The sequence below is a fragment of the Kitasatospora purpeofusca genome (assembly GCF_000718025.1).
GTDB lineage: Bacteria > Actinomycetota > Actinomycetes > Streptomycetales > Streptomycetaceae > Kitasatospora > Kitasatospora purpeofusca.
In genome coordinates, this window is the sequence record NZ_JODS01000050.1 from 1 (window position 1) to 24,130 (window position 24,130).

At 73.6% G+C, this 24,130-nt stretch carries 23 protein-coding genes and 1 pseudogene; 6 read left to right on the forward strand and 18 right to left on the reverse strand.

Features of this window, described 5'->3' with window-relative positions:
• From IF01_RS46450 to IF01_RS0139000, 3 genes and pseudogenes are all read right to left on the reverse strand, one after another.
• A pseudogene (locus IF01_RS46450) lies at window positions 1-1,078 on the reverse strand (heavy metal translocating P-type ATPase); the annotation flags it as partial.
• A gap of 136 nt (window positions 1,079-1,214) precedes the next feature.
• The gene (locus IF01_RS51290; RefSeq protein WP_255360264.1) at window positions 1,215-1,349 is read right to left on the reverse strand and encodes a hypothetical protein; all 135 of its coding nucleotides are present in this window, start codon (window positions 1,347-1,349) and stop codon (window positions 1,215-1,217) included.
• Window positions 1,350-1,589: 240 nt separating this feature from the next.
• Window positions 1,590-2,384, reverse strand: a complete 795-nt coding sequence (locus IF01_RS0139000; protein ID WP_030398388.1) for a metal-dependent hydrolase — start codon at window positions 2,382-2,384, stop codon at window positions 1,590-1,592.
• A gap of 406 nt (window positions 2,385-2,790) precedes the next feature.
• Here IF01_RS0139000 and IF01_RS0139005 point away from each other — a divergent pair, with 406 nt between their 5' ends.
• The 4 genes from IF01_RS0139005 to IF01_RS0139020 all read left to right on the forward strand — a co-directional run bounded on the left by IF01_RS0139005 (window position 2,791) and on the right by IF01_RS0139020 (window position 6,824).
• On the forward strand, window positions 2,791-3,384 hold the full coding sequence (locus IF01_RS0139005) for a mycothiol-dependent nitroreductase Rv2466c family protein (protein WP_030398389.1): 594 nt from the start codon (window positions 2,791-2,793) through the stop codon (window positions 3,382-3,384).
• Between the two features lie 171 nt (window positions 3,385-3,555).
• Window positions 3,556-4,683: a sugar ABC transporter substrate-binding protein gene (locus IF01_RS0139010; protein ID WP_030398390.1), complete on the forward strand. Its 1,128-nt coding sequence runs from the start codon at window positions 3,556-3,558 to the stop codon at window positions 4,681-4,683.
• Between the two features lie 36 nt (window positions 4,684-4,719).
• Entirely contained in the window at window positions 4,720-5,499 is a 780-nt protein-coding gene (locus IF01_RS0139015; protein WP_078880721.1) for an ATP-binding cassette domain-containing protein, read from the forward strand.
• A 56-nt stretch (window positions 5,500-5,555) separates the two neighbouring features.
• Window positions 5,556-6,824: a sugar ABC transporter permease gene (locus IF01_RS0139020; protein WP_051757126.1), complete on the forward strand. Its 1,269-nt coding sequence runs from the start codon at window positions 5,556-5,558 to the stop codon at window positions 6,822-6,824.
• A gap of 67 nt (window positions 6,825-6,891) precedes the next feature.
• On the opposite strand, the gene IF01_RS0139025 is transcribed toward IF01_RS0139020, so the two are convergent.
• The 6 genes from IF01_RS0139025 to IF01_RS0139050 form a co-directional block, all read right to left on the reverse strand.
• Window positions 6,892-7,317: a PPOX class F420-dependent oxidoreductase gene (locus IF01_RS0139025; RefSeq protein WP_030398393.1), complete on the reverse strand. Its 426-nt coding sequence runs from the start codon at window positions 7,315-7,317 to the stop codon at window positions 6,892-6,894.
• A 127-nt stretch (window positions 7,318-7,444) separates the two neighbouring features.
• Window positions 7,445-8,089 (reverse strand): LuxR C-terminal-related transcriptional regulator, encoded by a 645-nt coding sequence (locus tag IF01_RS0139030; protein WP_030398394.1) that lies wholly within the window; start codon window positions 8,087-8,089, stop codon window positions 7,445-7,447.
• Entirely contained in the window at window positions 8,041-9,282 is a 1,242-nt protein-coding gene (locus tag IF01_RS0139035) for a sensor histidine kinase (RefSeq protein WP_030398395.1), read from the reverse strand. The genes IF01_RS0139030 and IF01_RS0139035 overlap by 49 nt, the downstream gene beginning before the upstream one ends.
• 64 nt (window positions 9,283-9,346) lie before the next feature.
• Complete coding sequence (locus tag IF01_RS0139040; protein WP_078880719.1) at window positions 9,347-10,216, reverse strand: CPBP family intramembrane glutamic endopeptidase; 870 nt, start codon at window positions 10,214-10,216, stop codon at window positions 9,347-9,349.
• Between the two features lie 124 nt (window positions 10,217-10,340).
• Window positions 10,341-12,869 carry a caspase, EACC1-associated type gene (locus IF01_RS44770; RefSeq protein WP_051757117.1) on the reverse strand — a complete coding sequence of 843 codons (2,529 nt, stop codon included), beginning with the start codon at window positions 12,867-12,869 and terminating at the stop codon, window positions 10,341-10,343.
• Complete coding sequence (locus tag IF01_RS0139050) at window positions 12,856-13,311, reverse strand: effector-associated constant component EACC1 (RefSeq protein WP_030398398.1); 456 nt, start codon at window positions 13,309-13,311, stop codon at window positions 12,856-12,858. Before IF01_RS0139050 ends, IF01_RS44770 begins: the two co-directional genes overlap by 14 nt.
• Before the next feature lie 233 nt (window positions 13,312-13,544).
• On the opposite strand from IF01_RS0139050, the gene IF01_RS0139055 reads away from it, so the two are divergent.
• Window positions 13,545-14,417: a GNAT family N-acetyltransferase gene (locus IF01_RS0139055; protein WP_030398399.1), complete on the forward strand. Its 873-nt coding sequence runs from the start codon at window positions 13,545-13,547 to the stop codon at window positions 14,415-14,417.
• Window positions 14,418-14,444: 27 nt separating this feature from the next.
• On the opposite strand, the gene IF01_RS0139060 is transcribed toward IF01_RS0139055, so the two are convergent.
• Together IF01_RS0139060 and IF01_RS0139065 are read right to left on the reverse strand one after the other, a co-directional pair.
• The gene (locus IF01_RS0139060) at window positions 14,445-14,747 is read right to left on the reverse strand and encodes a DUF1905 domain-containing protein (RefSeq protein ID WP_030398400.1); all 303 of its coding nucleotides are present in this window, start codon (window positions 14,745-14,747) and stop codon (window positions 14,445-14,447) included.
• A 19-nt stretch (window positions 14,748-14,766) separates the two neighbouring features.
• Window positions 14,767-15,297, reverse strand: a complete 531-nt coding sequence (locus tag IF01_RS0139065) for a GNAT family N-acetyltransferase (protein WP_030398401.1) — start codon at window positions 15,295-15,297, stop codon at window positions 14,767-14,769.
• A gap of 59 nt (window positions 15,298-15,356) precedes the next feature.
• Between IF01_RS0139065 and IF01_RS44775 the strand changes: the two genes are divergently transcribed.
• Window positions 15,357-15,980, forward strand: a complete 624-nt coding sequence (locus IF01_RS44775; protein ID WP_051757118.1) for a hypothetical protein — start codon at window positions 15,357-15,359, stop codon at window positions 15,978-15,980.
• A 27-nt stretch (window positions 15,981-16,007) separates the two neighbouring features.
• Here IF01_RS44775 and IF01_RS0139075 read toward each other — a convergent pair whose 3' ends face one another.
• The 7 genes from IF01_RS0139075 to IF01_RS0139105 all read right to left on the reverse strand — a co-directional run bounded on the left by IF01_RS0139075 (window position 16,008) and on the right by IF01_RS0139105 (window position 24,070).
• Entirely contained in the window at window positions 16,008-16,580 is a 573-nt protein-coding gene (locus IF01_RS0139075) for a dihydrofolate reductase family protein (protein WP_030398403.1), read from the reverse strand.
• A gap of 100 nt (window positions 16,581-16,680) precedes the next feature.
• Window positions 16,681-17,418, reverse strand: a complete 738-nt coding sequence (locus IF01_RS0139080) for an SRPBCC family protein (RefSeq protein ID WP_030398404.1) — start codon at window positions 17,416-17,418, stop codon at window positions 16,681-16,683.
• Window positions 17,415-18,119: an ArsR/SmtB family transcription factor gene (locus IF01_RS0139085; RefSeq protein ID WP_030398405.1), complete on the reverse strand. Its 705-nt coding sequence runs from the start codon at window positions 18,117-18,119 to the stop codon at window positions 17,415-17,417. Before IF01_RS0139085 ends, IF01_RS0139080 begins: the two co-directional genes overlap by 4 nt.
• 174 nt (window positions 18,120-18,293) lie before the next feature.
• Window positions 18,294-18,797, reverse strand: coding sequence for a nuclear transport factor 2 family protein (locus tag IF01_RS0139090; protein WP_030398406.1), 504 nt, complete (start codon window positions 18,795-18,797; stop codon window positions 18,294-18,296).
• 55 nt (window positions 18,798-18,852) lie between these two features.
• Entirely contained in the window at window positions 18,853-20,229 is a 1,377-nt protein-coding gene (locus IF01_RS0139095) for a carotenoid oxygenase family protein (RefSeq protein WP_030398407.1), read from the reverse strand.
• A gap of 83 nt (window positions 20,230-20,312) precedes the next feature.
• Window positions 20,313-21,848 (reverse strand): MFS transporter, encoded by a 1,536-nt coding sequence (locus IF01_RS0139100; protein ID WP_051757121.1) that lies wholly within the window; start codon window positions 21,846-21,848, stop codon window positions 20,313-20,315.
• A gap of 221 nt (window positions 21,849-22,069) precedes the next feature.
• Entirely contained in the window at window positions 22,070-24,070 is a 2,001-nt protein-coding gene (locus IF01_RS0139105; protein ID WP_030398409.1) for an ATP-binding protein, read from the reverse strand.
• Between the last annotated feature and the right edge of the window lie 60 nt (window positions 24,071-24,130).

The window sequence follows — 24,130 nt, forward strand, 5'->3', positions numbered from 1 at the left end:
GTCGAGCACGACGGTGTCGACCCGGCGGGTGTTCTCCAGCACCTCGGGGCCCTTGATCAGGATGCCGAGCTGGGCGCCGCGGCCGGTGCCGACCATCAGCGCGGTCGGGGTGGCCAGGCCCAGGGCGCACGGGCAGGCGATGATCAGCACCGCCACGGCCGCGGTGAAGGCGGCCGTCCAGCCCTCCCCGGTGGCGAGCCAGTAGCCGAGGGTGGCGAGGGCCAGCGCGATCACGATCGGTACGAAGACGGCGGAGATCCGGTCGGCGAGCCGCTGGGCGGCGGCCTTGCCGTTCTGGGCGTCCTCGACCAGCTGGGCCATCCGGGCGAGCCTGGTGTCGGCGCCGACCCGGGTGGCCTCCACCACGAGCCGGCCGCCGGCGTTCACGGTGGCGCCGGTGACGGTGTCGCCGGGAGCGGGCCTCGAACCAGCGCCCGGCCAGGATGAAGGCGGTGACCCCGGCGGCGGCCTCCAGGTAGATGCTGGACGAGCCGTCGCCCCGGGCGACGGTGAACTCGAAGCCGTGCCGCATCCCGGGCATGCCCGCGTGGCCGAGGAACAGCGCCCACAGGGACCACAGGAACGCGGCGCCGGTGCCGAGCGAGACCAGGGTGTCCATGGTCGCGGCGCCGTGCTTGAGGTTGGTCCAGGCGGCGCGGTGGAACGGCCAGGCGGCGTAGGTGACGACGGGCGCGGCGAGGGTGAGCGAGAGCCACTGCCAGTTGTCGAACTGGAGGGCGGGGACCATCGCCATCGCGACCACGGGGACGGCCAGGACGACCGCGGTGATCAGCCGCTGCCGCAGCGGGGCGAGCTCGTCCGCGGCGGAACCGTCGGCGTGGTCGCCGGCATGGTCGTCGGCGCGGTCGCTCACGGGGCCGGCGGGGGCGGTGGTGGCCGGTCGGGGCGGGGCGGCCGTGTAGCCGGTGGCCTCGACGGTGGCAACGAGGTCGGCGACGCTCACGTCCGGCCCGAACGCGACCTTGGCCTTCTCGGTGGCGTAGTTGACGGTGGCGGTGACCCCGTCCATGCGGTTGAGCTTCTTCTCGATCCGGGCGGCGCACGAGGCGCAGGTCATGCCGCCGATCCGGAGTTCCACCTCGGTGGAGGCGGGTGCCTGGGTGGTCATCTGAGCTCCTCGTGCTCGTTGTCCATCGGATCCGGGTCCGGGGCCGATACCCCCTGGGGGTTCTAACCCCGGACCCGCCGGGATTTCAGGCCCGCTGGGCGGGAACGCGGTCGGCGTCGGCCTCGGCGGCAGGGGCATCGCCCTGGGCGACGGCGTCCACGGCGACATCGACGGCCTCGGCGCCGGTCGAGCAGGTGCCTTCGGTGGAGCAGCAGGACATGGGATTCCTCCATTGGTGTCGGCGGCAGTTCCGGATACCCCCAGCGGGTATCCCTGCGCCACGAGCCCATTTATACCCCTAGGGGGTATCCAACGCAAGCACTGCCCCCGTAGGCGCAGACGCGACAGGGCCCCGCACCGGGAGTCGCTCCCCCGGTGCGGGGCCCTGTCGCGCGCGGTCGCGCGCGGTCGCGCGTCCGTTCAAGCGCTCAGGCGCTCAGGCGCTCAGACGCTCAGACGCTCAGCCGAAGTAGCCCAGCGCACCCACCGCGCACAGACCGCCGGCGCCCATGAAGACCGGCATCAGCACCTTGAGCTCCACCCAGCTGCCGGCCCGGAAGCGCATCCCCTTCGGCGGGCCGATCGGGTACCAGCGCTTGCGGCCGATCGGGATCGGCCACAGCACCGGGCAGCCGGAGACGGTGAGCGCGTCGCCCAGGCAGTGCACCAGCGCGCCGAGGGTGATCGGCAGGCCGATCCACAGGTACTCCTGCCCCGGCTGGTCGAACAGCCAGAGCGCGCCGTTGCCCGGCTTGTCCAGGACGTCCGTCAGCATCCAGGCGCCGGCCGCGCCGAGCAGCCAGACCAGGACGTCACTGGAGACCCGGGCCTGGCGCCACAGCAGTCCCTCGATCGCCAGCACCATGTGCACGAAGAGCACCCCGAGCACGCCCCACCGTCCGCCGTAGACGGCGACGGCCGACGCGCCCGCACCGCAGAGCGCCGCCCAGACCCAGGTGTGGGTCAGCGTGCGGTGGCCGCCGGTGCGGCGCGGGTCCCGCTTGCCGCGGGTCGACTTGTAGACGGCGTAGGAAAGCTTGTCGATCACCTCGCAGAGGATCCGCGAGACCGGGCCGAACGCCCGGGATATGGTCGCCGCCTTGTGGTCGAGGTCCGGCGCCAGGGCGGCGCCCGCACAGATCAGCGTCCCCGCGAGCAGCACCGGCCAGGGCATCGGTTCGCCCATGCCCGCCGCGATCGCTCCCGCGCCCAGCCATGCCGCCGCGCCGGACAGTGAATGCGCCGGTCCCATCATCTTGTCGGCTCCCGCCCTCGTTCCGTACCGCCCGTCGCGAGGGCTTCGCGAGGGCCTGACGGGGCGGCAGCATATCCGTCCAAGATCGGAAACACCCGGAGGCCCTCCTTCACCCGACCGGCGGTAGCGGTTCACCGATCCGGATCAAGCCTCCGGATACGGACGGTGACGTCCCTTCACCTGTTGGAGCGAAGGAGCGGCCCGGGCGGGTCGCGGCGGCCGGATCCGCGAGTGGCCCAGGAAAACCGCACCGGACCGGCCCTTCCGAGCGGTCCGGCACGCCCCTAGGCTCGGCCGGGTGACCACTACAGCTGCCAATGCCGACGCCAATGCCGATGCCAACGCCGACTCCGGTACCGCCGCCGACTCCGGTACCGCCGCCGGTGCCGGTGCCGCGACCAACACCGTGGACTTCTACTTCGACCCGATCTGCCCGTTCGCCTGGATCACCTCCCGCTGGATCCTGGAGGTGGAGAAGCACCGGGACCTCGACCTGACGTTCCGGGTGATGAGCCTGTCCGTGCTCAACGAGGGCCGCGAGGGCCTGCCCGAGCGCTACGAGCGGCTGCTCACCACCGGCTGGGGCCCCGTCCGGGTCTGCATCGCCGCCGCCGAGCAGCACGGCGTCGGGGTGCTGCGCGACCTCTACACCGCGCTCGGCACCCGGCTGCACGTCGAGGACCGGGAGGTCGACGACAAGCTGCTCCGCGAGGCGCTGGCCGAGGCCGGCCTGCCGGAGGAGCTCGCCGAGGCCGCGCACGGCACCGAGTGGGACGAGGCGCTGCGCCGCAGCCACCACGCGGGCATGGACCCGGTCGGCGAGGAGGTCGGCACCCCGACCATCCACGTCGACGGCACCGCGTTCTTCGGGCCGGTGCTGAACGCGATCCCGCGCGGCGAGGAGGCCGTCCAGGTCTTCGACGGCGTCCGGCTGCTGGCCGGGCACAAGGCGTTCTTCGAGCTCAAGCGCACCCGGACGGGCTCGCTCGACTTCGGCTGAGGATCCGGGAACGGGTAAGGCGGTCGCCTGCCGACGGGTACGACCGACCCGTCGGCAGGCGACCGCCTTACCCGTTCGGCCCAGCTCCGATCGTGGCGGCGGCCCGCAGTTCGCAGACTCGGACGCGGGGGACCGAAGAACGGGGCGGGTCCAACCGGAAGAGGCATCCTCATGAACAACGGGCTTCGCCGCACGCTCGCGGCCGCCGCAGTGGTTTCCCTCGGTCTCGCGCTGTCCTCGTGCGGCAGCGCCAAGGAATCCTCCGGGGGCGGCTCGTCCGGCTCCGCGAGCGGTTCCGCCGGCGGCGGGAGCACGGTCGGCGCGGTCCGGATCGGGCTGCTGCTGCCCGAGACCAAGACCACCCGCTACGAGCAGTTCGACCGGCCGCTGATCGAGCAGAAGATCAAGGAGCTGGCACCGCAGGCGCAGATCGACTACTACAACGCGAACGAGAACGCCACGACCCAGCAGACCCAGGTCGACACCGCGCTCACCAAGGGCGACAAGGTGCTGATCCTGGACGCCGTGGACGCGAAGTCGATCCAGTCCTCCGTCCAGAAGGCGCACGACGCGGGCGTCAAGGTGATCGCCTACGACCGCCTGGCGCAGGGCCCGGTCGACGCCTACGTCTCCTTCGACAACAAGAAGGTCGGCCAGCTCCAGGGCGAGGCCCTGGTCGCCGCCGTCGGCGACAAGGCCGGCTCCGGGTCGATCATCATGATCAACGGCTCGCCGACCGACCCCAACGCGGCCGACTTCAAGGCCGGCGCGCACAGCGCGATCGACGGCAAGCTGAAGATCGGCAAGGAGTACGACACCCCCAACTGGGACCCGAACAACGCCAACCAGGAGGCCTCCGCCGCGATCACCGCGATCGGCGGGCCCAATGTGGTCGGCGTCTACTCGGCCAACGACGGCATGGCCGCCGGCATCGCCACCGCCCTCAAGGCGGCCGGCCTCAGCGTGCCGCTCACCGGCCAGGACGCCCAGCTGGACGGCGTGCAGCGGATCCTGGCGGGCACCCAGACGATGTCGATCTACAAGCCGTTCAAGCCGGAGACCGACATCGCGGCGCAGATGGCGGTGACCTTCGCCCAGGGCAAGCCGCTGGACGCCGCGCTGGTGCCGGTCACGGTCACCAACGGCAGCGGCAACCAGGTCCCGGCCAACCTGATCACCCCGGTCGTCCTGACCAAGGACAACATCAAGACCACCGTGGTGGCCGACGGCCTCTACACCGTGGACCAGATCTGCACCCCGGACTACGCGGACGCCTGCAAGGCCGCGGGCCTCCAGTAACCGTGCCCGTCAACCCGTTCGAGGGAGTTGGTCACCGTGACGGGTGAGACCGTCCTGGCCCTGCGCGGGGTCTCCAAGCGGTTCGGCGCCGTCCAGGCGCTCACCGACATCGAGCTGGAGGTCCGCGCCGGCGAAGTGCTGGCCCTGGTCGGCGACAACGGCGCCGGCAAGTCCACCCTGGTCAAGTCCATCGCCGGGGTGCACCAGCCGGACGAGGGCACGATCGAGTGGCAGGGCCGCCCGGTCAGCGTCCACCGGCCCCAGGACGCCCAGCAGTTGGGCATCGCCACGGTCTACCAGGACCTGGCGCTCTGCGACAACCTCGATGTCGTCGGCAACCTCTTCCTCGGCCGGGAGATCCGGCGCTTCGCCGTGCTCGACGAGGTCGCGATGGAGAAGCGGTCCCGCTCCCTGCTGGACACCCTCTCCATCCGCATCCCCAGTGTGCGGATCCCGGTCGCCTCACTGTCCGGCGGTCAGCGCCAGGTGGTCGCGATCGCCCGCGCGCTGGTCGGCTCGCCGAAGGTCGTGATGCTCGACGAGCCGACCGCCGCCCTCGGCGTGGAGCAGACCGCCCAGGTCCTCGACCTGGTCGAACGGCTCCGCGACCAGGGCCTCGGCGTCATCCTGATCAGCCACAACATGGCCGACGTGATGGCCGTCGCGGACACCGTCGCGGTGCTGCGGCTCGGCCGCAACAACGGCGTCTTCGACAAGCGCCGGACCAGCCAGGAAGAGATCATCTCGGCCATCACCGGCGCCACGGACAACGCGGTGACCCGCCGGGAGGCCCGCGGTACGGAGGGCTCCCCATGACCGAGCAGACCCCCGGCGGCGACGAGCACCGCCATGTCCCGCTCCCCGAAGACAGCATGCCCAAGGGGGGTGTCAACGCCCCCGTGCCGGTCGCCGCCGAGGCCACCCCGGCCGTCGACCCGCGGCTGATCGTGCGGCAGGAGGGCGTCAAGGGCTACCTGGGCGAGTTCCGCCGCCGCATCACCAGCGGCGAACTGGGCTCGCTCCCGGTGGTGCTGGCGCTGATCGTGATCTGGGCCGTCTTCGGCAGCCTGAACAGCTCCTTCCTGTCCGCCCAGAACCTCTCCAACCTGTCGCAGCAGATCGTCGGCACCGGCATGATCGCGATCGGCGTGGTGTTCGTGCTGCTGCTCGGCGAGATCGACCTCTCGGTCGGCTCGGTCAGCGGCCTGTGCGCGGCGATCTTCGCCGTGCTGAACGTCACCCACGGCGTCAACCAGTGGGTGGCCCTGCTCTCCGCCCTGGTCGGGGGCGCCGTGGTCGGCCTGATCCAGGGCGTGTTCTTCGCCAAGGTCGGCGTGCCGGCCTTCGTCGTCACCCTGGCCGGCAACCTCGGCTGGAACGGCCTGATGCTCCAGGTGCTGGGCGCCAACGGCACCGTCAACCTGTCCGGCAAGGACATCGTCTCCCGGCTCTACAGCACCATCTACAGCTCACAGGCCGCCGCGTACGGGGTGGCCGTGATCGGCGTGCTGCTCTTCCTCGGCGCCTCGGTGCTGGACGCCCGGCGGCGCCAGGCCGCCGGGGTTCCGTCCCGTCCCGTGCTGGACATCGCGCTGCGCACCGCGGCGATCGCGGTGGTCGCCTTCCTGGCCGCCTACACGCTCAACCAGTACAAGGGCCTGCCGCTGGCCCTGCTGATCTTCCTGGTCTTCATCGTGGTGCTGGACTTCGTACTGCGGCGCACCACCTACGGCCGGCAGGTGTTCGCCCTCGGCGGCAACATCGAGGGCGCCCGGCGGGCCGGTATCAACGTGTCGTGGATCCGGATCAGCGTGTTCACCATCTGCTCCACCATGGCGGCCGTCGGCGGCCTGTTCCTGGCCGCGCAGATCCAGTCGGCGAGCCAGACCTCCGGCGGCGGCAACCTGCTGATGAACGCCATCGCGGCCGGCGTCATCGGCGGCACCAGCCTGTTCGGCGGACGCGGCTCGACCTGGTCGGCGCTGCTCGGTGCGCTGGTGATCGGCTCGATCCAGTCCGGGATGAACATCCAGGGGCTGAGCAACGCCATCCAGTTCATGATCACCGGTGCGGTGCTGCTCGCGGCCGTGGTCGTCGACTCCCTGGCCCGCCGCACCCAGCGGGCGGCCGGCCGCGCCTGAGGGGCGGGCTCCCCGGCCGGCCGCCGCGTGACGGGCCCGTCCGGTCGCAGGACGGGCCCGTCCGGGGTCAGCCCAGTCGCTCGCCGTAGACGTGGTCGACGGCGAGCACCATCAGGACCCTGCGGTCGGCGACCATCACGGACCGGTACTCGTCCCAGTCCGGGTGCTCGCCGGCCGCCCGGCGGTAGTAGTCGACCAGGGCCTCCACCTCGGGGCCCTTCGGGTCGTTTCCCGGCCCGATCAGGGTGACGGTGCCCTCGGCGGTGGCCCAGGCCCGGCCGTCGGCCCGGGTCACCTCCAGGGCGGCGCGCGGGTCGCGGCGCAGATTGGCCGTCTTGGCGCGGCCCTCGGTCACCGAGACGTACAGCCGCTCGGCGGCGCGGTCGTAGAACGGCATGACCGGCGACAGCTGGGGCCGCCCGTCGGACTTGATCGTGGCCAGCACACCGAGGCGGGCGGCTTCGAGCAGGGCGCGGGGATCGAAGGTCGTCATGGGGCCATCATCGACCTTCACACCGGTGTGAAGGTCAAGTGACGCACGCGGATCGGCGTTTCACGCGCGGATCGGCGTTCCGGCTGGACCGTGCGCGGATCGGCGTTCCACGTGGGCCGCGCGCGGATCAGCGTTCCAGGTGGGCCAGGACGGCGAGGACCCGGCGGTTGTCGTCGGCCGAGGACTCGATCCGCAGCTTGGCGAAGATGCTCGCGGTGTGCTTGGCCACGGCGCTCTCGCTGATGTGCAGGGCACGCGTGATCGCCGCGTTGGAGCGGCCCTCCGCCATCAGCCGCAGCACCTCGTGCTCGCGCGGCGTCAGCTCGGCGGTGCTGCCCCGGGCGTCGCCGCGCGCCAGCAGCTTCGCGATCACCTGCGGGTCCATCACCGTGCCGCCGCCCGCGACCGTCCGCACCGCGTCCACGAACTGCTCGGTGCGGGTGACCCGGTCCTTCAGCAGATAGCCGATCGCGCCCCGACCGTCGGCCAGCAGCTCCCGCGCGTACAGCCGGTCCACGTACTGGGAGAGGACCAGCACCGGCAGGGCCGGGCGGGCGCGGCGCGCCTCCAGCGCGGCCCGCAGCCCCTCGTCGGTGAAGGACGGCGGCAGCCGGACGTCCACCACCGCGACGTCCGGCTCCTGCTCGTGCAGCGCGCGCCGCAGGTCCGGACCGTTGTCCACGGCCGCGACCACCTCGAAGCCGTGCTCCCGCAGCGTCCGGATCAGCCCGTCCCGGAGCAGGAAGAGGTCTTCGGCGAGGACGACGCGCACGGTATCTCCAGGGTCACGGTGGTCGGGCCGCCCGGCGGGCTGTGCAGGACGAGGGTTCCGTCGACGGTACTCAGCCGGCGCGCCACCCCGCGCAGCCCGCTGCCCCCGCCGGGGTCCGCACCGCCGCGGCCGTCGTCCGCGACGGTGGCGGTCAGGGTCCCGCCCGCGTGCGCCAGCCGGATCGTCACCTCCCGGCCGCCACCGTGCTTGGCCGCGTTGGCGAGCAGCTCGGCGACCGCGAAGTAGGCCGCCGCCTCGACCGGCGCCGGGAAGCGCCCCGGCAGTTCGACGGTCACGTGCGTGTCCAGGAAGCAGTCCAGCGCGAGGGAGCGGACGGCGTCGCCGAGGCCCCGGTCGGTGAGGATCGGCGGGTGGATGCCGTGCACCAGGTCCCGGAGGTCCTGGAGGGCCCGCGCCGAACTCGCCCGCACCTCCCGCAGCAGGTCGCGGGCGGCGGCCGGGTCGGAGTCCAGCAGCCGGGTCGCGGCGTCCAGGGTCATGCCGAGGGCGACCAGCCGGGCCTGCGCGCCGTCGTGCAGATCGCGTTCGATCCGCCGCAGTTCGGCCGCCTGCGCGTCCAGCACCTCGGCCCGGGTGTCGGTGAGGTGCTCGACCCGGCGCACCAGTTCGGTGGTGTACGGCGCGGCGAGGACCTTCCGGGTCCACCGGGCGTGCAGCCCGAGCACCGCGGGCGCCAGCCGCAGCCCGGCCGCGACGAACAGCAGCCCGAGCACGGCGGCGGCCAGCATCGAGGGGGTGGAGTCGACGAGCACGAAGGCGTACCAGTTGTCGGGCCCGAGCAGGCGCCACACGAAGGGCTGGACCAGCGCGCCGAACAGTCCGAAGCCGGCCAGCGTCGGCGGGACGGCGACCAGCAGCCCGCCCACCCACGGCTCCAGCCAGGACCAGCGGACGTCCTGCCAGAAGCCCTCGTCGGCGAGGACCGCGCCCGCCCGCTGTCGGCCCTCCCCCTCCGGCAGCGGGTCGGGCGGGCTGATCCGGGTGCCCGTCCAGTCGGTCGCCCAGGAGCGGTAGCGGTCGGACAGCCGGCGCAGGCGCCTGGCCGCGCCCGGCAGCAGCGAGCGGCCGAGGCCGACCGGGAGCAGCAGCATGACGCCCACCACGAGGGCGCCGAGCGCGGTCACGGCGAAGGCGTAGAGGGAGAGCAACTGGCAGCGGAGCAAGGCCCGCACCGTGCCGTCCGGCCACCCGCCCGCCTGCCCCCGCACCGCTGTGTCCGCCCGTCGTTCCGTCACCTCAGCGCGCCCCGTGCGGCGCCGCCGGGATCCTACCGGGCGCGGCCGACGGCTGCCCTCCACCGTCCCATCGGGCCCGCAGCACCCACGGCACGGCCGCCAGCAGGCAGGCGCCGCCGAAGAGCACCATCGGCAGCACCGTGCCGTCCTCCTCGTCCATCGTCAGCAGCATCCCGAGGTTGACCAGGGTGTGGAAGCCGCCCGCGAGCAGCAGCCGGTGGGCCCGCACGCCCTCCAGGCCGAGCCCGAGCACCACCGACATCGCGACCGTGGCCAGCAGGAACCCGGCCGCGTACCCGGGCCGCTGCGCGAACACCTGGACGTGCCAGGCGCCCCAGAGCAGCCCCACCGCGACCGGGGCGGCGAGCGGCCCGAACCGGGTGCGCAGCAGCGGCTGCAAGTAGCACCGCCAGCCGATCTCCTCGCCGCAGGCGCCGACCAGCTGGGCGAGCACGATCAGCGCGAAGGGGTGGGCGAGGGAGCGGGGACCGGTCAGCCGCGCGTCGCCGTCGAGCAGCGCGTAGGCGCCGGCGGCGAGGGCGATGATCAGCGGCGCGGTGAGCAGCAGGAGGAGGCCGGCGCGGTTGCGGCCGGGGCCCGCCCAGGCGGTGTCGCGGGCCGCGCGGACGGTGCCGGCGAGCCGGGCGCGGATCCGCTCCGACCACAGCAGGGCGACCGCCAACACGCCTGCGGCGGGCCCGAACTGGGTCAGCTGCACCACCTCGGTCGGGACCCCGGTGGCCGGCTGGACGACGCCGAGCGCGCCCGCGCCGAGGAAGGCGACGGCGAGGAACACCCCCGCCTCGGCCTTCCAGGGCACCCTCCGGTCCTGCCCCGCCGTGCCCGTGTCCCAGTACTTTCCGTTTCTCATGTCGTCCGCCTCCGGTCCGCTCGTTCGCGTGCTTCCGTCGACGACGACTCTTCCGGGGCGCGGGCTGCCGGACATTGCGTCCAACTGCCCGGCGGGGGTGTATCCAGGTACACCCCCGGCTCGGTCAGGACTGCTTCTGCTGCTGCCGGGGCGGTTCCTCCTCCTCGACCGGGTCGGGCGGCCGGATCTCCGCGGGCAGGTCGCCGAACAGCGGCACCGTGGGCGGCTCGGAACCGGTGATGTCGGTGAGCGTCTCGGACCGGCCGGTGCCGAGGTCCTTGGCGGACACCGAGATCCTGCCGTTGGCGTCGATGTCCGCGGTGACCTCGATCTGCGGCAGCCCGAGCGGTGCGGGCGGCAGTCCGGAGAGCCGGAAGCTCGCGAGCAGGCTGTTCCGGGCCGCGAGCTCGTGGCCGCCCTGGTACACGTTGATGTTCATCCCCGGCTGGTCGACCGAGGAACTGGTGAAGATCTCGCTCCTCTTCGTCGGGAGGCTCGTGCTCGCCGGCACCAGGACTCTCATCAGCCCGTCCTCGGTCTCGATGCCGATCGCCCGGGGAGCGATGTCCACCCCGAGCACGTCGCGCGCCGCTTTGGTCATCATGCCCGCGTGCAGCATCGCTCCGGTCGCCAGTTGGGTGTCGGCCGTGATAACGGCGTTGACGTCCTGCCGTCCGACGGCCCGGCGCGCCAACTCGCCCACCCCAGGGATTCGGGCGCCGGCGCCGACCAGCAGGACGTGCTCGATGTCCTCCCGCCACGACTCCGCCAACGCCCGATCGACCGTTGTCGCGCAGGCGGTGAGCAGGTCGGCGGTGATCCGGTCGAACCGCTCGCGGGTGACCGGGGTTTCGAGGGCGGCCGGGCCCGCTGGCGTGTCCGCGAGGTAGGGCAGGTGGACGGTCGTCTCCCCGACCGACCCGAGTTCCGCCATCGCCGCTCCCGCTGCCTCCTGCACCCGTCGGCGGACGTCCGGATCCCTGTCGAGACGCACTCCGTGCCGGTGCTCGAACTCCGTCAGCAGATCGTCGGCGAGACGGGCCACCCAGCGGTCGCTGCCGATCCCCTCCCCGAGTGCGATCGCGTTCACGAACGTCATGCCGTAGCCGACCTCGACCACAGCGACCTCCAAGGATGTCGCCTCCAGCCCCACCACGAGCAAGGTCGACTCCCGGTCGCCCAACTGCCGGTCGAAGGCCATCCCGGCGGCGAGCGAGGTGGAGATGAATCGCAGCGGCTCGATGCCCACGGCCCTGCAGGCTCGACGGATCCGGCGCCGCTCCGCCTCGCTGGTGGCGGCCGGGACGACGAATGTGGCCCGGGCGACCCGCTCACCGAGCCGGTCCTCGGTGTCCCGCTTCAGCTTGGCGAGCAACGCGGTGCAGACGCGGTCGGCGATGACCGGGTCCACATCTGCTCCGGCCAGCCGGTAGGTGCCCTCCGGGTTGAGCAGTTCCTGCCGCAGGGCCGGTTCGCCGACCAGCACCCGGTCACCGGCCGTACCGGTCAGGGCGACCACGGACGGGGTCCGCTCCGCGCCCTCGCCGTTGGGGACGATCTCGATCCGGGCGCCCTCCTGTACCGCCACCGAGCAGAAGGTGGGTCCCAGGGCGATCCCCACCGTCCGGAAGCCGGTCAGCGGGGGCTGCTCCGGCGGCGGGGGGACGGCGGCCACGACCGCCGCCCGGCGGGCCGCCCAGAAGGCGCGGCTGCGCTGGGCGGCCTCGGCGAGTTCGTCCTTGGGGCCGAACAGCCGGGCCAGCACCTCGGCGACGGTCGCGTAGCCGTCCGCCGCCTCCTCGTGCCCGCCGACGTGCCCGGCGCGCTCCTCCTCGTCGAGCAGCAGCCGGCCCTCGCGCAGCGCGGGGTGCCCCGCGTGCCCGGACCGCTCGGCCCGCCAGTTGCCGGTGTCGGGGCGGTAGCCGCGGTTGCGGGCGATCACCAGCCGGGCGGCCGTGTTGGTGGCCGTCCTGGTGGGCCGGGGCCGGCCGGCCGCGGTGAGTTCGTGGAGCAGGTGCTGGTAGACGTTGTCGAGCGTCAACTCCGGTCCGAGTCGGGACGATCCGTCCTGGAGGAGCACGATCAGCTCCTTGGTGAACGCGGTGAACCGCTCCCCCACCGGCGCCAGCGAGGTGCTGTCGTGCTCGGAGGAGGCCAGCACGAACGCGCCCTCGATCGCGGTCTGGGTGCGCAGCCGCTCGTGGCCGCCCGCCATGTGGGCGGTGGTGGCCATCCCGGACCAGCAGGCGTCGATGATGACGACCCGGTTGCGGGCCCTGGCGCCGAGCACCACCTTGCGCAGCGTGCGGTACGGGAGCGCGCTGATCGACGGCTCCTCGGGGTCGGTCTCGGTGACCGCGAGGTAGTAGTCGGTGTCCTCGACGATGCCGTGGCCCGCGTAGTAGACCAGCAGCAGGTCCTCGGCCGCCAGCACCGACGGCCGCAGGGCCCGGACGACGTCCGCCGCCGTACCGGGATCGGGCACCAGTGTGCACTGGGCCTCGTCGAGCCAGCCCTGCTGCGGGTCGGTGAGCGCGGCGGCCAGGTCGGTGAGGTTGTTGCGGACGGCGGGCAGCGGCGGCAGATCCTCGTGCCGGTAGGCGGCCGAGCCGATCAGGACGATCCGCGAGCCCGGTCCGTCAGGCAGTGCCATGCTCGGTGACCCGCTCCGGCGGCTGTACGTGCTGCTGCTCCTGCTCCTGCCGTCCTTGCTCCTGCTGACCCTGCTCCTGCTGGCCGTTGACGAAAGCCTCGAAACGGTCGAGCAGCACGCCCGCGTCCTTGACGTTGTCGAGTTCGAGCTCGTACGTCTCGTGCTCGGCCCGGCTGACCTTGATCACCAGATGGCTGCGCTGCCCGCGCAGCCAGTCCGCCACCACCCGCACCAGCACCGTCCCGGCGCCCCCGGAGGCGAGCGCCACGGTCACCAGCTGGACCACCCCGGCGTTCATCTCCCCCGCCGCCGGTCCGGTCCCGCGCAGCGCCACCCGGCCCCGCAACTCGTCCTCGGCCCGCAGCCGTTGCGCCAGCGCGCGCACCGCCGCCGGCACCGCCGCCCCCGACCCGCCGTCCACCAGCGCCAACCCGATCTCCACGACGCGCGGTTCCCCTTCCCGTCCCCCGTCCGACCCCGGTGTCGGTGTCGGTGCAGATGTCGGCCAACCTATTCCGGGTCACGGTCCCCCGTCCCCCGGATCGCGGGAATCCGGCGGACGGCGGCGGTCCGGCGCCCGGGCGGGAAACCTGGTTGCGGACGGGGCACGAGGGCGGTTAGCGTCCTGCGACTTGTCGCCTTCGGGCGCATCCGAACCCGGTTCATGGAGAAGATTTGTCGATTCGCATCACTGCTCTGACCGACCCCGACCACGGCACCCACAGCCGACGGCTGGTGTGGCTGGCGGCGGACGGGGAGGGAAACCCGGTCGGGACGGCCTCGTTGCGGTTGTTCACCGACCCGGGGCAGGCGCACCTGGCCGAACTGGCCGTGCGGGTGCACCCGGCGGAGCGGCGCCGGGGCTTCGGGGCCCGACTGGTGGACGCCGCGGTGGAGGCGGCCGGCGCCGACGGGCGGCGGGCCGTGGTGGTGGCGGTCGACAGTGGGACGCCGGGCGAGGAGTTCCTCTCCGCACGGGGCTTCCGGAAGGCGCTGACACTGCTTCACTCCCGGCTCGACCTGGCCGAGTCGGGCGACGCCGGGGCGTCCGGTGGAACGGAGCACCCCTACCGACTGGTGACCTGGGACGGCGCCGTCCCCGACGAGCTCGCCGCCCCGTACGCCGCCGCCCGCCGCGCGATGGACGACATGCCGATGGGCGAGATCGACCACGGCACGGTGAGCTGGGACGTCGACCGGCTCCGGGCGGTGGCCCGGGTGGTGGCGGAACGCGGCGAGCACCTGCACACGGTGGCGGCGGTGGCCGCGTCCGACGGCTCGATGGTCGGCTTCACCGAACTGGTGGTCCCGGCCGACGGCACCGGCGACGGCCAGCACTACGGCACCGCCGTCCTGCCCTCCCACCGCGGGCACGGGCTGGCCCGGCGGATGAAGGCCGAGGCGATCGCCCTGGCCCGCCGCCGGCACCCGGCCCTCGGCGGCCTGCTCACCGACACCGCCGAGGACAACACCGCGATGCGGAGGGTCAACGAGGCCCTCGGGTACCGGCCGACGCACGAGACCTACCAGTACCAGCGGGTGCTGTAGGCGGCCCGCCGGAACGGGGGTGCGACGTCAGAGGTCGAGGAGTTCGACGGTGACGGTGGCGGTGTCACCGGCGTCGAGGTCCTCGGCCTTGCGGACGGCGCGTTTGACCGGGAGCACGTAGGCGCTGTCGGAGGCCGGGAAGATCGAGGTCTGCCAGCTGCTGGCACCGATCGTGACCCGCACCCGCAGCGAGCCGAACCCGCGTCTCGGCCCGGCGGCGGTCAGGTCGTGGATCTCCTCGGAGGCCTCGACGGGCAGCTTGACGAAGGTCCAGTTGTCGGAGCGCCGGGCTTCCCAGATCCAGAGCTCGGCCTGGAATTCGAACTTCATCGGACAAGCATCCCACGCGTCACATCGGCAACGAGTGCAACCGGAGGGCGCCTCCGGGCCACTGGGCACCGTCGTGCAGCGGGAACCACATCGTGCGCAGCGGCATCGTCGCCGGGCCGGTGGGCTGTTCGACCTCGACCGGGCCCGCCAGCGGCTGCCAGCCGAGGCGGGCGTAGAGCTCGGCCTTGTCCGGGCGGCAGAACAGGACGGCGAAGCGCGGCCCGAGGGTTCGGGCGTGGGCGAGGGCGCCGTGCACCACCGTGCGGGCGAGGCCGTGTCCGCGCAGGTCGGCGGCGACGGCCACGCCGCCGAGCCCGATGATCTCGGTCGGGCTCCCGTCGATCGACACCGGCAGGACCACCAGTCCGGTGTGTGCGACGAGCCGGCCGTCCGGTTCGGTGCGGATGCCGAAGTGGAGGTCCTTGGGCCGCCAGACCATCCCGTGCTCGGCGACCTGGAAGGGGTCCGGCCCGTCGCCGAGGATCTCGGTGTGGGTGTACTCCTCCAGTGGGACGACTGCGCTGAATATGCTGATCTGATCATCACTCATTCCCGCATCATGCCAAGGTCCGCCCGCGGCGGCAGGGCCTGCGGTCCCGAGGAGGAAGCGTGGGCACTCTCCCGAACGGGCCCGGACCGGACGGGCGCGGACCGGACGGGCGCGGACCGGACGGGCCCGGAGCGGACGGCGACGGGCCGGGGCACCTGCCGGTACCGCCGGTTCCGCTGGTTCGGGTCGACGGGCGGTGGCTGCTGGGCGACCACCGGGACCGCACGCACCTGGAGTTCGCCCCCGAGGGCATCGTCCCGCACGCGGACGGGCAGGCGGGCGAGGTGGTGCCGTGGGCCCGCTTCATGGCCCTCGGCCTCCAGGTCACGACCCACCGGTGGATGGGGTCCCGGCGGACGGCCTTGCTGTCGCTCGGCCAGATGGCCCCGCTCGGACTGACCGGTCCGCACCTGGCGGCGACGGTCCGGCACCCGTACACGTACTGGACCGGCCGGTTCAGCCACCACCGGGGCCTGCAGTACGCACCAGCCGGACTGGTGACCCTGGGCGTACTGCTCGGCGTCACCGTCGACGCCGGGGAGGCCGCTCTGCTCGGCGACCGCGCGTGGATGGACGAGGCCGTCCCGGCGGTCCTCGCGCTGCGGCGGGACGACGAGGCCCGGGCGGCCGTCACCAAGCTGGTGGCGGGCGCCCGGGCGACCCGGGGGCTGCGCGAGGCGTGACCGTGCGGGGCCGCGGCGGACTGCGCGTCAGCGGACGACGTCGAAGACCTGCTTCTGGAGGCCGTTGGCGTAGGCGGCGTACTCGACCAGCTTCAGCTTCTGGGTGTCCTTGTCGGCCTCGCTGAAGAGGCGCTTGCCGGCGCCGAGCAGCAGCGGGAAGACCAGCAGGTGGTAGCGGTCGATCAGGCCGGCGTCGGAGAGCGCCCGGTTGAGGGACGCGCTGCCGTGGACGATGATCGGGCCGCCCTCGGTCTCCTTCAGGGCCGCGACCTCGTCGAGCGAGCGCAGGATGCTGGTCTCGCCCCAGTTCGGCACCAGGTCGTCCTCGGCGAGGGTGGTGGAGACCACGTACTTCGGCAGGGTCTTGTAGCGGGCGAAGTCCGCCATGTCCGGCCAGACGGGGCTGAAGGCCTCGTAGCTGACCCGGCCCAGCAGCATCGCGGTGGCCTCCTCCTGCTCCCGGCCCTTGATCTCGAAGGCCTCGGGGAGGAAGTCGATGTCCTTGAAGGTCCAGCCCGCGTTGCGGTAACCGGACTCGCCGCCCGGGGCCTCGACGACGCCGTCGAGGGAGACGAAGGCGGTGCTGATCAGCGTGCGCATGATGGTTCCTCGGGGTGCTTGTGCGGGGGTACGGGCTGTCTGAGGGGGCTGCTCGGCGGGGGGGGTTGTCCGGCTGGGGGGTCGTCCGGCAGGGGGGCGGTCAGGCGAGGACGCCGGTCAGCCACTGCTGCCAGGCGGTCTCGGCGCCGTCGGTGTCCGGTCCGAAGAGGTGGTGGAACATCAGCACCAGGCCGGCGCTGTGGTGGAAGCCGTACAGGCCGTCGGCGGTGCGGATCGCGAAGCGCTCGTCGTCCGCCCACACCACCTCGCCGTCCAGCGGCGGGAGCCCGGCCGGGCGGGCCGCCACCCGGGTGCCGGTGGTGGGCGGGGAGGGCAGCGCGAGCGCGCCCGCCAGCACGCCCCGGAGTTCCGCCGCCGGGCGGCCGGACACCGGCGCGACACCGAAGACGGGTGCTCCGGTGCGGCCCCGGAAGTGGGTGAGGTACTCGACGAGCGTGTGCAGGTGGAACGGCCAGCCGCGCCGCAGCGCGTCGTACTCGTCCTCCCAGTCGTCGCCCAGCAGGCCGCTGTGGACGACGCGCAGCACGGTGGCGGAGCCCTCCCGGCCCTCGACGAGGTACTCGAAGGCCATGAAGCGGCCGTTCTCGGCGGTGGCGGTCCGGGTGGCCAGGCGCTTGCCGGGCTCGTAGACGGTGATCAGCGCGTCCTCGCGGTGGCCGCCGATCTCCATCGAGGCCGTGCCGCCCTCGCGCGGGTCCAGCTCGTTGCGGCCCATGAACCAGGAGTCGATGCCCGGTCCGGTGGCGATCGCCTCCCAGACCTCGTCCGGGCTCGCCGGCAGCACCGTCTCCAGCTCGATCTCGAACGGGTGGGTCATCGTGCGTTCTCCTGTCCGGGCCCCGGATCGGGGGCGGTGTCGGTGTCGGGGGCGGTGTCAGGGGCGGAGCCGGGAGCGGCGGCGGCACCGGTGTCGGTCCCGGTATCGGCGGCCGGAGCGGGGGCGGCGGGGATCTGGTGCAGGCCGACCACCACCCGGTGGCTGCGTCCGCCGGGGGCCGACTCGTCGTGGTAGCGGGCGACCAGGCCGGCGACCGCCTCCGCGAGTCCGTCGGCGAAGGCCGTGCGGTCGGCCGCCGAGGCGAACCGCACCTCCGCGTCGATGCCGAAACTGGCGACCCGCCGCTGCGCCCGGGCGGCGCCGGTCAGCAGCGCGCCGACCTCCTGCACCAGCCGGGAGCCGAGGGCCAGCAGCCAGCGGGCGGAGAGCTGGTCCGGCGAGCGGGTCGGGTCCGGGCTCACGGCGGCCAGGACGGCGGGCGAGATCACGTAGGAGCCGGCGGTGGCCCGGTACACCCGTTCGGTGACGTTGCCCTTACGCCGTTCCTCGGCGAGTTCGACCAGGCCGTGCCGCTCCAGCTCCTTCAGGTGGTAGTTGACCTTCTGCCGCGCCAGCCCCAGGCGGGCGGCCAGTGCGGCGGCCGAGCCGGGCTCGGCGAGGGCGGCGAGGATGCGCCGCCGGATCGGGTCCAGCGAGGCCTCGGCCGCTGCGGGTTCTTCGATCACGGCGACGTCCAACATGCTTCAAGGATTGTGCCGACAAGAAAAATTGTCAAGGAAAGATTTCTTGTCGGTGAGGCGGGAGGGAGGGAAGGCAGGACCGGGGATGCGGCAACGCCAGCGGCCGGCGGCAGGGGAGGTGCCGCCGGCCGCTGGGTCCGGGGTGGGTCCCGAGGTGGGACCGGGGTGGGGCGATCAGGAGGCGGGCGGGGTCCAGTCGGCGGGCAGGCCGGACTGGGTGAGCACCTCGGCCAGGCTGTAGTGGTCCTGGTCCGAGGCGATCCGGCCGTGGCCGTCGAGGTCGAGCAGGGTCGTCATCGGCACCGCGAAGGCCTCGGGCGCCCCCTTGAGGTGGCCGGCGTAGACGGCCCCGACGGTGATCCGGCCGCCGTCGCGGTGCGCGGCGCGCACGGTGACGTGGATGCCGTCGATCAGCCGGTCCGCGCGGGCCTTCCAGCCGGATATCTCCTCCCGGCCGCGGAAGGTGACGCCCACGCCCAGGTCGGCGTAGACGCCGCGGGCGGTGAACAGGGCGCCGAGCGCCCGGGGGTCGGTGCCGTTCCAGGCCCGGGCCCAGTCGGCGACGATCCTCGGCGGGTACGGTGCGACGCCTGCCGAGGCGGTGGCGGTGACCGCGGTGGCGCCGGAGAGTGCCGCGGCGGCGACCAGCGGGATCGCGACGCGGGTGACATGGGACATCGTGGACTCCTCGGGGAGTGAGGGTTCGGGGAGTGACGGTTCGGGGAGAGGACGGTCAGCCACGGTCGGCGTCGGCGTCGCTGTCGGCGTCGGCGATCCAGGAGCCGTGCAGGCCGGCGGCCACCCGGTGGGGCAGGTGCACGGTGGCGACGGTGTCGAGCCCGGCCGCGTCGAGGACCAGCAGCTGCGAGGCGTCCTGCTTGAGGTCGGAGACCACGGTGAGCAGGTAGCCCTCGTCCTCGCCGGTGGACCCGGCGGCCGGGACGAACAGGGCCTCGCTCGGCATCCGGGCGTCGCCGACCCGGCGGATCCGGCGGGCACCGGTGACCCGGTCGTACTTGACGATGCCGTAGCTGCCGAAGCCCTGCTGGTCGGGGAAGGCCACCGCGTACTGGTAGCGGTTCTCGGCGCCCAGGTACGCCTCGTTGAGGCTCGGGAACTCCACCGGCAGGTCGTCGACGATCCGCTCGTCCACGCTGCCGGTCGCCAGGTCGACCACCCAGCGCCGGGTGTAGGAGTGGGAGACCGGCTCGGAACCGCGACCGGGCGCGCCGATCCACCAGTTCCAGGAGAGCCGGAAGCCCTCCCGGTCCACCGTCGGACCCTCCAGCACGATGCGGCCGCGCTCGTCCTCGTAGGCGTTCGAGACGTGCAGCATGTTGCCCGGCTCGATGGAGAACCAGCGGATCCGCGCGGCGCCGTCCGCACCGCGCGGCATGACGCCGATCCGGGACGGGTGCTCGTCGTTCCAGCCGTAGGGGATGCCGGAGTGGTCGGTGGGGTCGAAGGTGACGTTGCCCTCGACGAAGACCACGTGGTTGCGGGTGATCGCGAAATCGTGCTTGAGCGCACCGGTCGCGTCCGGCACCTCGGCACTGTGGACGATCGCGCCGGAGGCGTCGGCGACGTAGTAGGTGAGGAACGGCGGGAGGGGCGAGGAGGCGAAGAAGTGCAGCTCGCCGGTGACCGGGTCCTCCTTCGGGTGGGCGGTCATCGCGGTCCGCAGCTTGCCCTCGAAGTCGTAGGCGCCGACCGTGTCCAGCTCCCGGGTGAGCTCGAACGGCAGGTTGGCCTCGCACAGGGCGAGCAGCCGGCCGGCGTGCTCGATGACGTGGGTGCCGGCGGCGGAGGCGGTCAGGTCGGGGCCGCGCTCGGTCATGTACGGGGCGCCGTCCAGGGCCGGGGTCTTCACCCAGCGGTTGCGGTACCACTCGGCGCGGCCCTCGCGCAGCTGGATGCCGTGCACCATGCCGCTGCCCTTGAACCAGTGGGTGGGGGTGACGCCGGGCTTGGGGTTGTGGCCGTTGCGCAGCAGCCGGCCGCTCAGCTCGGGCGGCAGGGTGCCCTCGACGGTCAGTTCGGTGGCGGTGACCTCGTCGACGACGGGGGTGAAGTGGCCGGTCAGGTACGGGGGCTTCTTGGGGGTGCTCATGACATATCCCTTTCGGTGAAGGTGAGGAGACGGTGGTTCGTGGTCCGCCGTCAGACGGCGGGTCCGGTCCGGACGGCGTGCCGTCAGACGGCGGGTTCGGTGCGCACGGCGCCCGGCGCGGCGGTCGCCTTCCGGCGGCCGGTGCAGCGGGCCAGCAGGACCGCGAGGACCGCGGTGCCCGTCAGGACGGCGGCGGAGACCGCGAAGGCGGCGCGGTAGCCGGCGGTCAGGGCCTCCAGGTGGGACCCGTGGGCGGCGGCGGCGCCGGTGACGGAGCCGGCCAGGGTGGTCAGGACGGCGAGTCCGATCGCGCCGCCGACCTGCCGGGTGGTGTTCACCAGTCCGCCGGCCAGCCCGGCCTGCCGCGCCGGGACGCCGTCCACGGCGAGTGCGGTGAGCTGGACGAACGCGATGCCGAGGCCGAGTCCGACGAGCAGGCTCGGGCCCAGGATGTCCGTGACGTAGCCGCCGTCGGCGTCGATCCGGGACAGCCAGAGCAGGCCGAGCGCCTCGGTGAGCAGGGCGGTCACCGTGGTCGCGGTGGAACCGGCCCGCCGGGCCAGTCGCGGTGCCAGCGTGGCGCCGAGCATATTGGCGGCGGCGAGCGGGAGTTGTCCCGCACCGGTGGCCAGCGGCCCCGAGCCGAGGACCTGCTGCTGGTAGAGCGGGAGGAAGAAGAACAGGGCGATCCAGACCGAGCCGAGCAGCGCCATCAGCACGTTCCCGGCGGCCACCCGGCCGGTGGCCAGCAGCCCGGGCGGGATCAGCGCGTCCGGGCGGCGGCGCTCGATCGCGACGAAGGCGGTGAGGAGGAGGACGGCGGCGGCCAGCGCGCCGAGCACGCCGCCGTCGCCCCAGCCGGCGCCGCGTGCGGTGGTCAGGCCCCAGACCAGGCAGGTCAGGGCGAGGGTGACGGTCACGGTGCCGGGAAGGTCGAACCCGCCGCCGGCCCCTGCGGCCCGCTGCCCGGGCGCAGAAACGGTCTTGCGGAGCGACGGCCGGGCGGCCTCCGGCGGCACCAGGACCACCACCGCCGCGAGCACCAGCGCCGAGCCCAGCGCGACCGAGTGGAAGATCCACGGCCAGCCCCAGGCCTGGGTGAGCACTCCGCCCAGCAGGACGCCGCCCGCCCCGCCCGCGCCGGAGACCGCCCCCCACACGCCCAGCGCCCTGCCCCGCCCGGCCCCGCCGGGGAACTGCGTCATCGCCAGGGCCAGCGCCGCCGGGGCGATCGCCGCCGCCGCGAGGCCCTGGACGGCCCGGGCCACGATCAGCGGCGCCGGGGCGGTGGCCAGGCCCGCCGCCAGCGAGGCCGCCGCGAACAGCGCGAGCCCGGCGGCCAGCACCCGGCGGCGGCCGAGCAGGTCGGCCGCCCGCCCGCCGGCCGGGAGCAGCGCCCCGAACGCCAGGCCGTAGGCGTTGACCACCCAGGTGACGGCACCGTCGGAGAGGCCGGTCCCGGCCCGGATCTGCGGGAGCGCCACATTGACGATCGAGGTGGCGAGCATGACGGTGAACTGGGCCCCGGCGAGCGCCGCGAGTGCCGCTCCCGGGGAGCGGGGGCGGCCGGCGGCCGGGGCTTCGGGTATTGGTGCCTGTGGTGTCGGTGCAACGTTCATGGCCACAGATTCGGGCCGGTGACTGTCCACTTGCCAGGCCCGGCGGGGTCCGGGGACTGTCCACCGCTGTCCGCGACTGTCCACTGTCCGGCCCCCGAGGACGGCGCAGGGCCCCGCACCCGGAGGTGCGGGGCCCGTGACCGTGACCGTGGCAGTGGCAGTGGCAGTGGCAGTGCCCGTGCCCGTGCCCGTGGCAGTGGCAGTGGCCGAAGCCGCTCCCGTCAGCGCGAGCCGTGCAGCTCCTGCTCCCACAGCGTCTCGCACAGCAGGTCGAGCCCCTGCCGCAGATGCCGCCGGTACGTCCCGTACGGCAGGCCCAGCCGGCGGGCTGCGCCCTCCTGGGTCGGCGCGCCGGAGAAGTAGCCCGCCGTCAGGGCCTCGCGGGCGCGGGCGCCGCGCGGGTCCTGCGCGAGGTCCTCCACGGCCTGGCGCAGCAGCGCCCGCAGTTCCTCGACCGGCTCGTCCAGGTCGGCCGCGAGCCGGGTCCGCAGCAGGGCGCAGGCGGCGAACGTGCCCGGGTCGCGCCAGTGCGTGAACGCCTCCCGCACCGCCTGGTCGAACGCGGTCCGGGAGACCCCGGACGGGCCGGCCTCGGTCGGCACGGGCGTCGAGGTCATGAAGTGGCGCAGCCAGGTCTCGACCGGCAGTTGCCGCCAGTCGACGCCGAACACGCCGTAGGTGTGCGCGCCGACCCGGGGCCGGGCTCCGGTGTCGGTGAGGCTGCCGCTGACCCGGGCGGCCCAGGTGTCGGCGTCGCGCCAGACCGCGAAGCCGTAGGCGCGGGCCCGGGCGCGGGCGGACTCGGCCTGGGCCCGGGAGGAGCTGAGGTCGATCACGCGCGAGGGCACCTGGTAGCGCTCGGGGTAGACGGTGAACCGGCTGACGCCGATGTGCTCGCCGGGCCGCACCGGCGCGGTGGCCTCGGTGTACGCCCAGGCGGCGGCGACCACCGGGTCGGTGGCGAGGTCCTCGGGGTCGGCGGGGGCGGGCAGGGCGAGCCGGGCCGTGAACGCCACCACCCGGCCGGTGCTGACCAGCCGGTAGACGCTGAAGGCCTGCGGTTGGCGCCGGGCCCAGTAGCGGACCAGTTCGGCGGACTCCGGTCCCTCGGTCTCGGTGGCCATCCGCAGCACCGTGTCGAGGTCGCCGGGGTGCAGCGGCCGGTCGTGCACCTCGTCCTCGCGGGACCAGGTGCGCAGCCGGGCCACCAGTTCGCCGTCCCGGAACAGGTGGAAGAGCTCGTCGGTGACGGTCCACACCTGTTCCTCGGGGGCCTCGCGCAGCAGCCGCAGGTACTCCTCGGCCAGCCGTCGGCGCATCTCGACGAAGGCGTTGGGGGCCCGCCAGCGAAGGTCGGCGGCCAGGGTCTCGCGGGCGGCGTCGTGCGGGTACAGGCCCCGGTGGCTGGACTCCATGAACGGCAGGCTGCGGAGCCAGCCGAAGAGGAGGTGGGCGTCCTCGTCGGGCAGGACGGTGGCGAGCAGTTCCTCGGAGGTCGACCAGGCCTGCGCCGCCACCTCCAGGGCCCGGCGGTGGGCGGCCGTCGGCACCTCGCCGACCAGGCCGGACAGCAGGGTGCGCAGGACGTCGGCGGAGGGGGCCCAGACGCCCTCGCGGCTCCAGTCGTCCTCCCTGGCGGCGGCCGCGAGGGAGAGCGCCAGCGGGTTGCCGCCGGCGAACCGCAGGACGCGTTCGCGCAGTTGGGGCGACACCTGGGCGGTGCTGAGCAGGCTGCGGGCCTGCGTCTCGGAGAACGGTCCCAGTTCGAGCACCCGCAGCAGCCCGGACCAGGCGGGGTCGGCGGTCCACTGGGGCTGCGGGGCGAGGCGTCCGGCCAGCACCACCAGGGTGTCGTCGGCGGCGCGGGGCAGGAAGCGCTGCCACAGCCAGCTCTCCAGCCACTGGCAGTGCTCGAAGGAGTCGACGAACAGGACCGTGCCGGGGATGTCGAGGAACGGCGCGGCGGCGCGTTCGAAGTCGGCCGGGTCGCGGCCGACGAAGCGGCCGTCCAGCTCCAGCAGCAGCCGGCCGGTCGACCTGGCGTGGTCGGCGAGGCGGCGCAGCAGGGTCGACTTGCCGATGCCGCCCGGGCCGACCACGTAGAAGGCGAACGGCGCCTGCGGGTCGCCGGTCAGTGCCCGGGCGAAGCCGTCGAACTCCTCGTCGCGGCCGACGAAGGCCTGGACCCTTGCGGTGCTCAGTCTCTGCTTGACGGAGGCCATGTGACGGCTCCCCTCCCCTCGTGCCGGTGCCGGTGCCGGGCCGCGGCGGCGGCCGTTCCC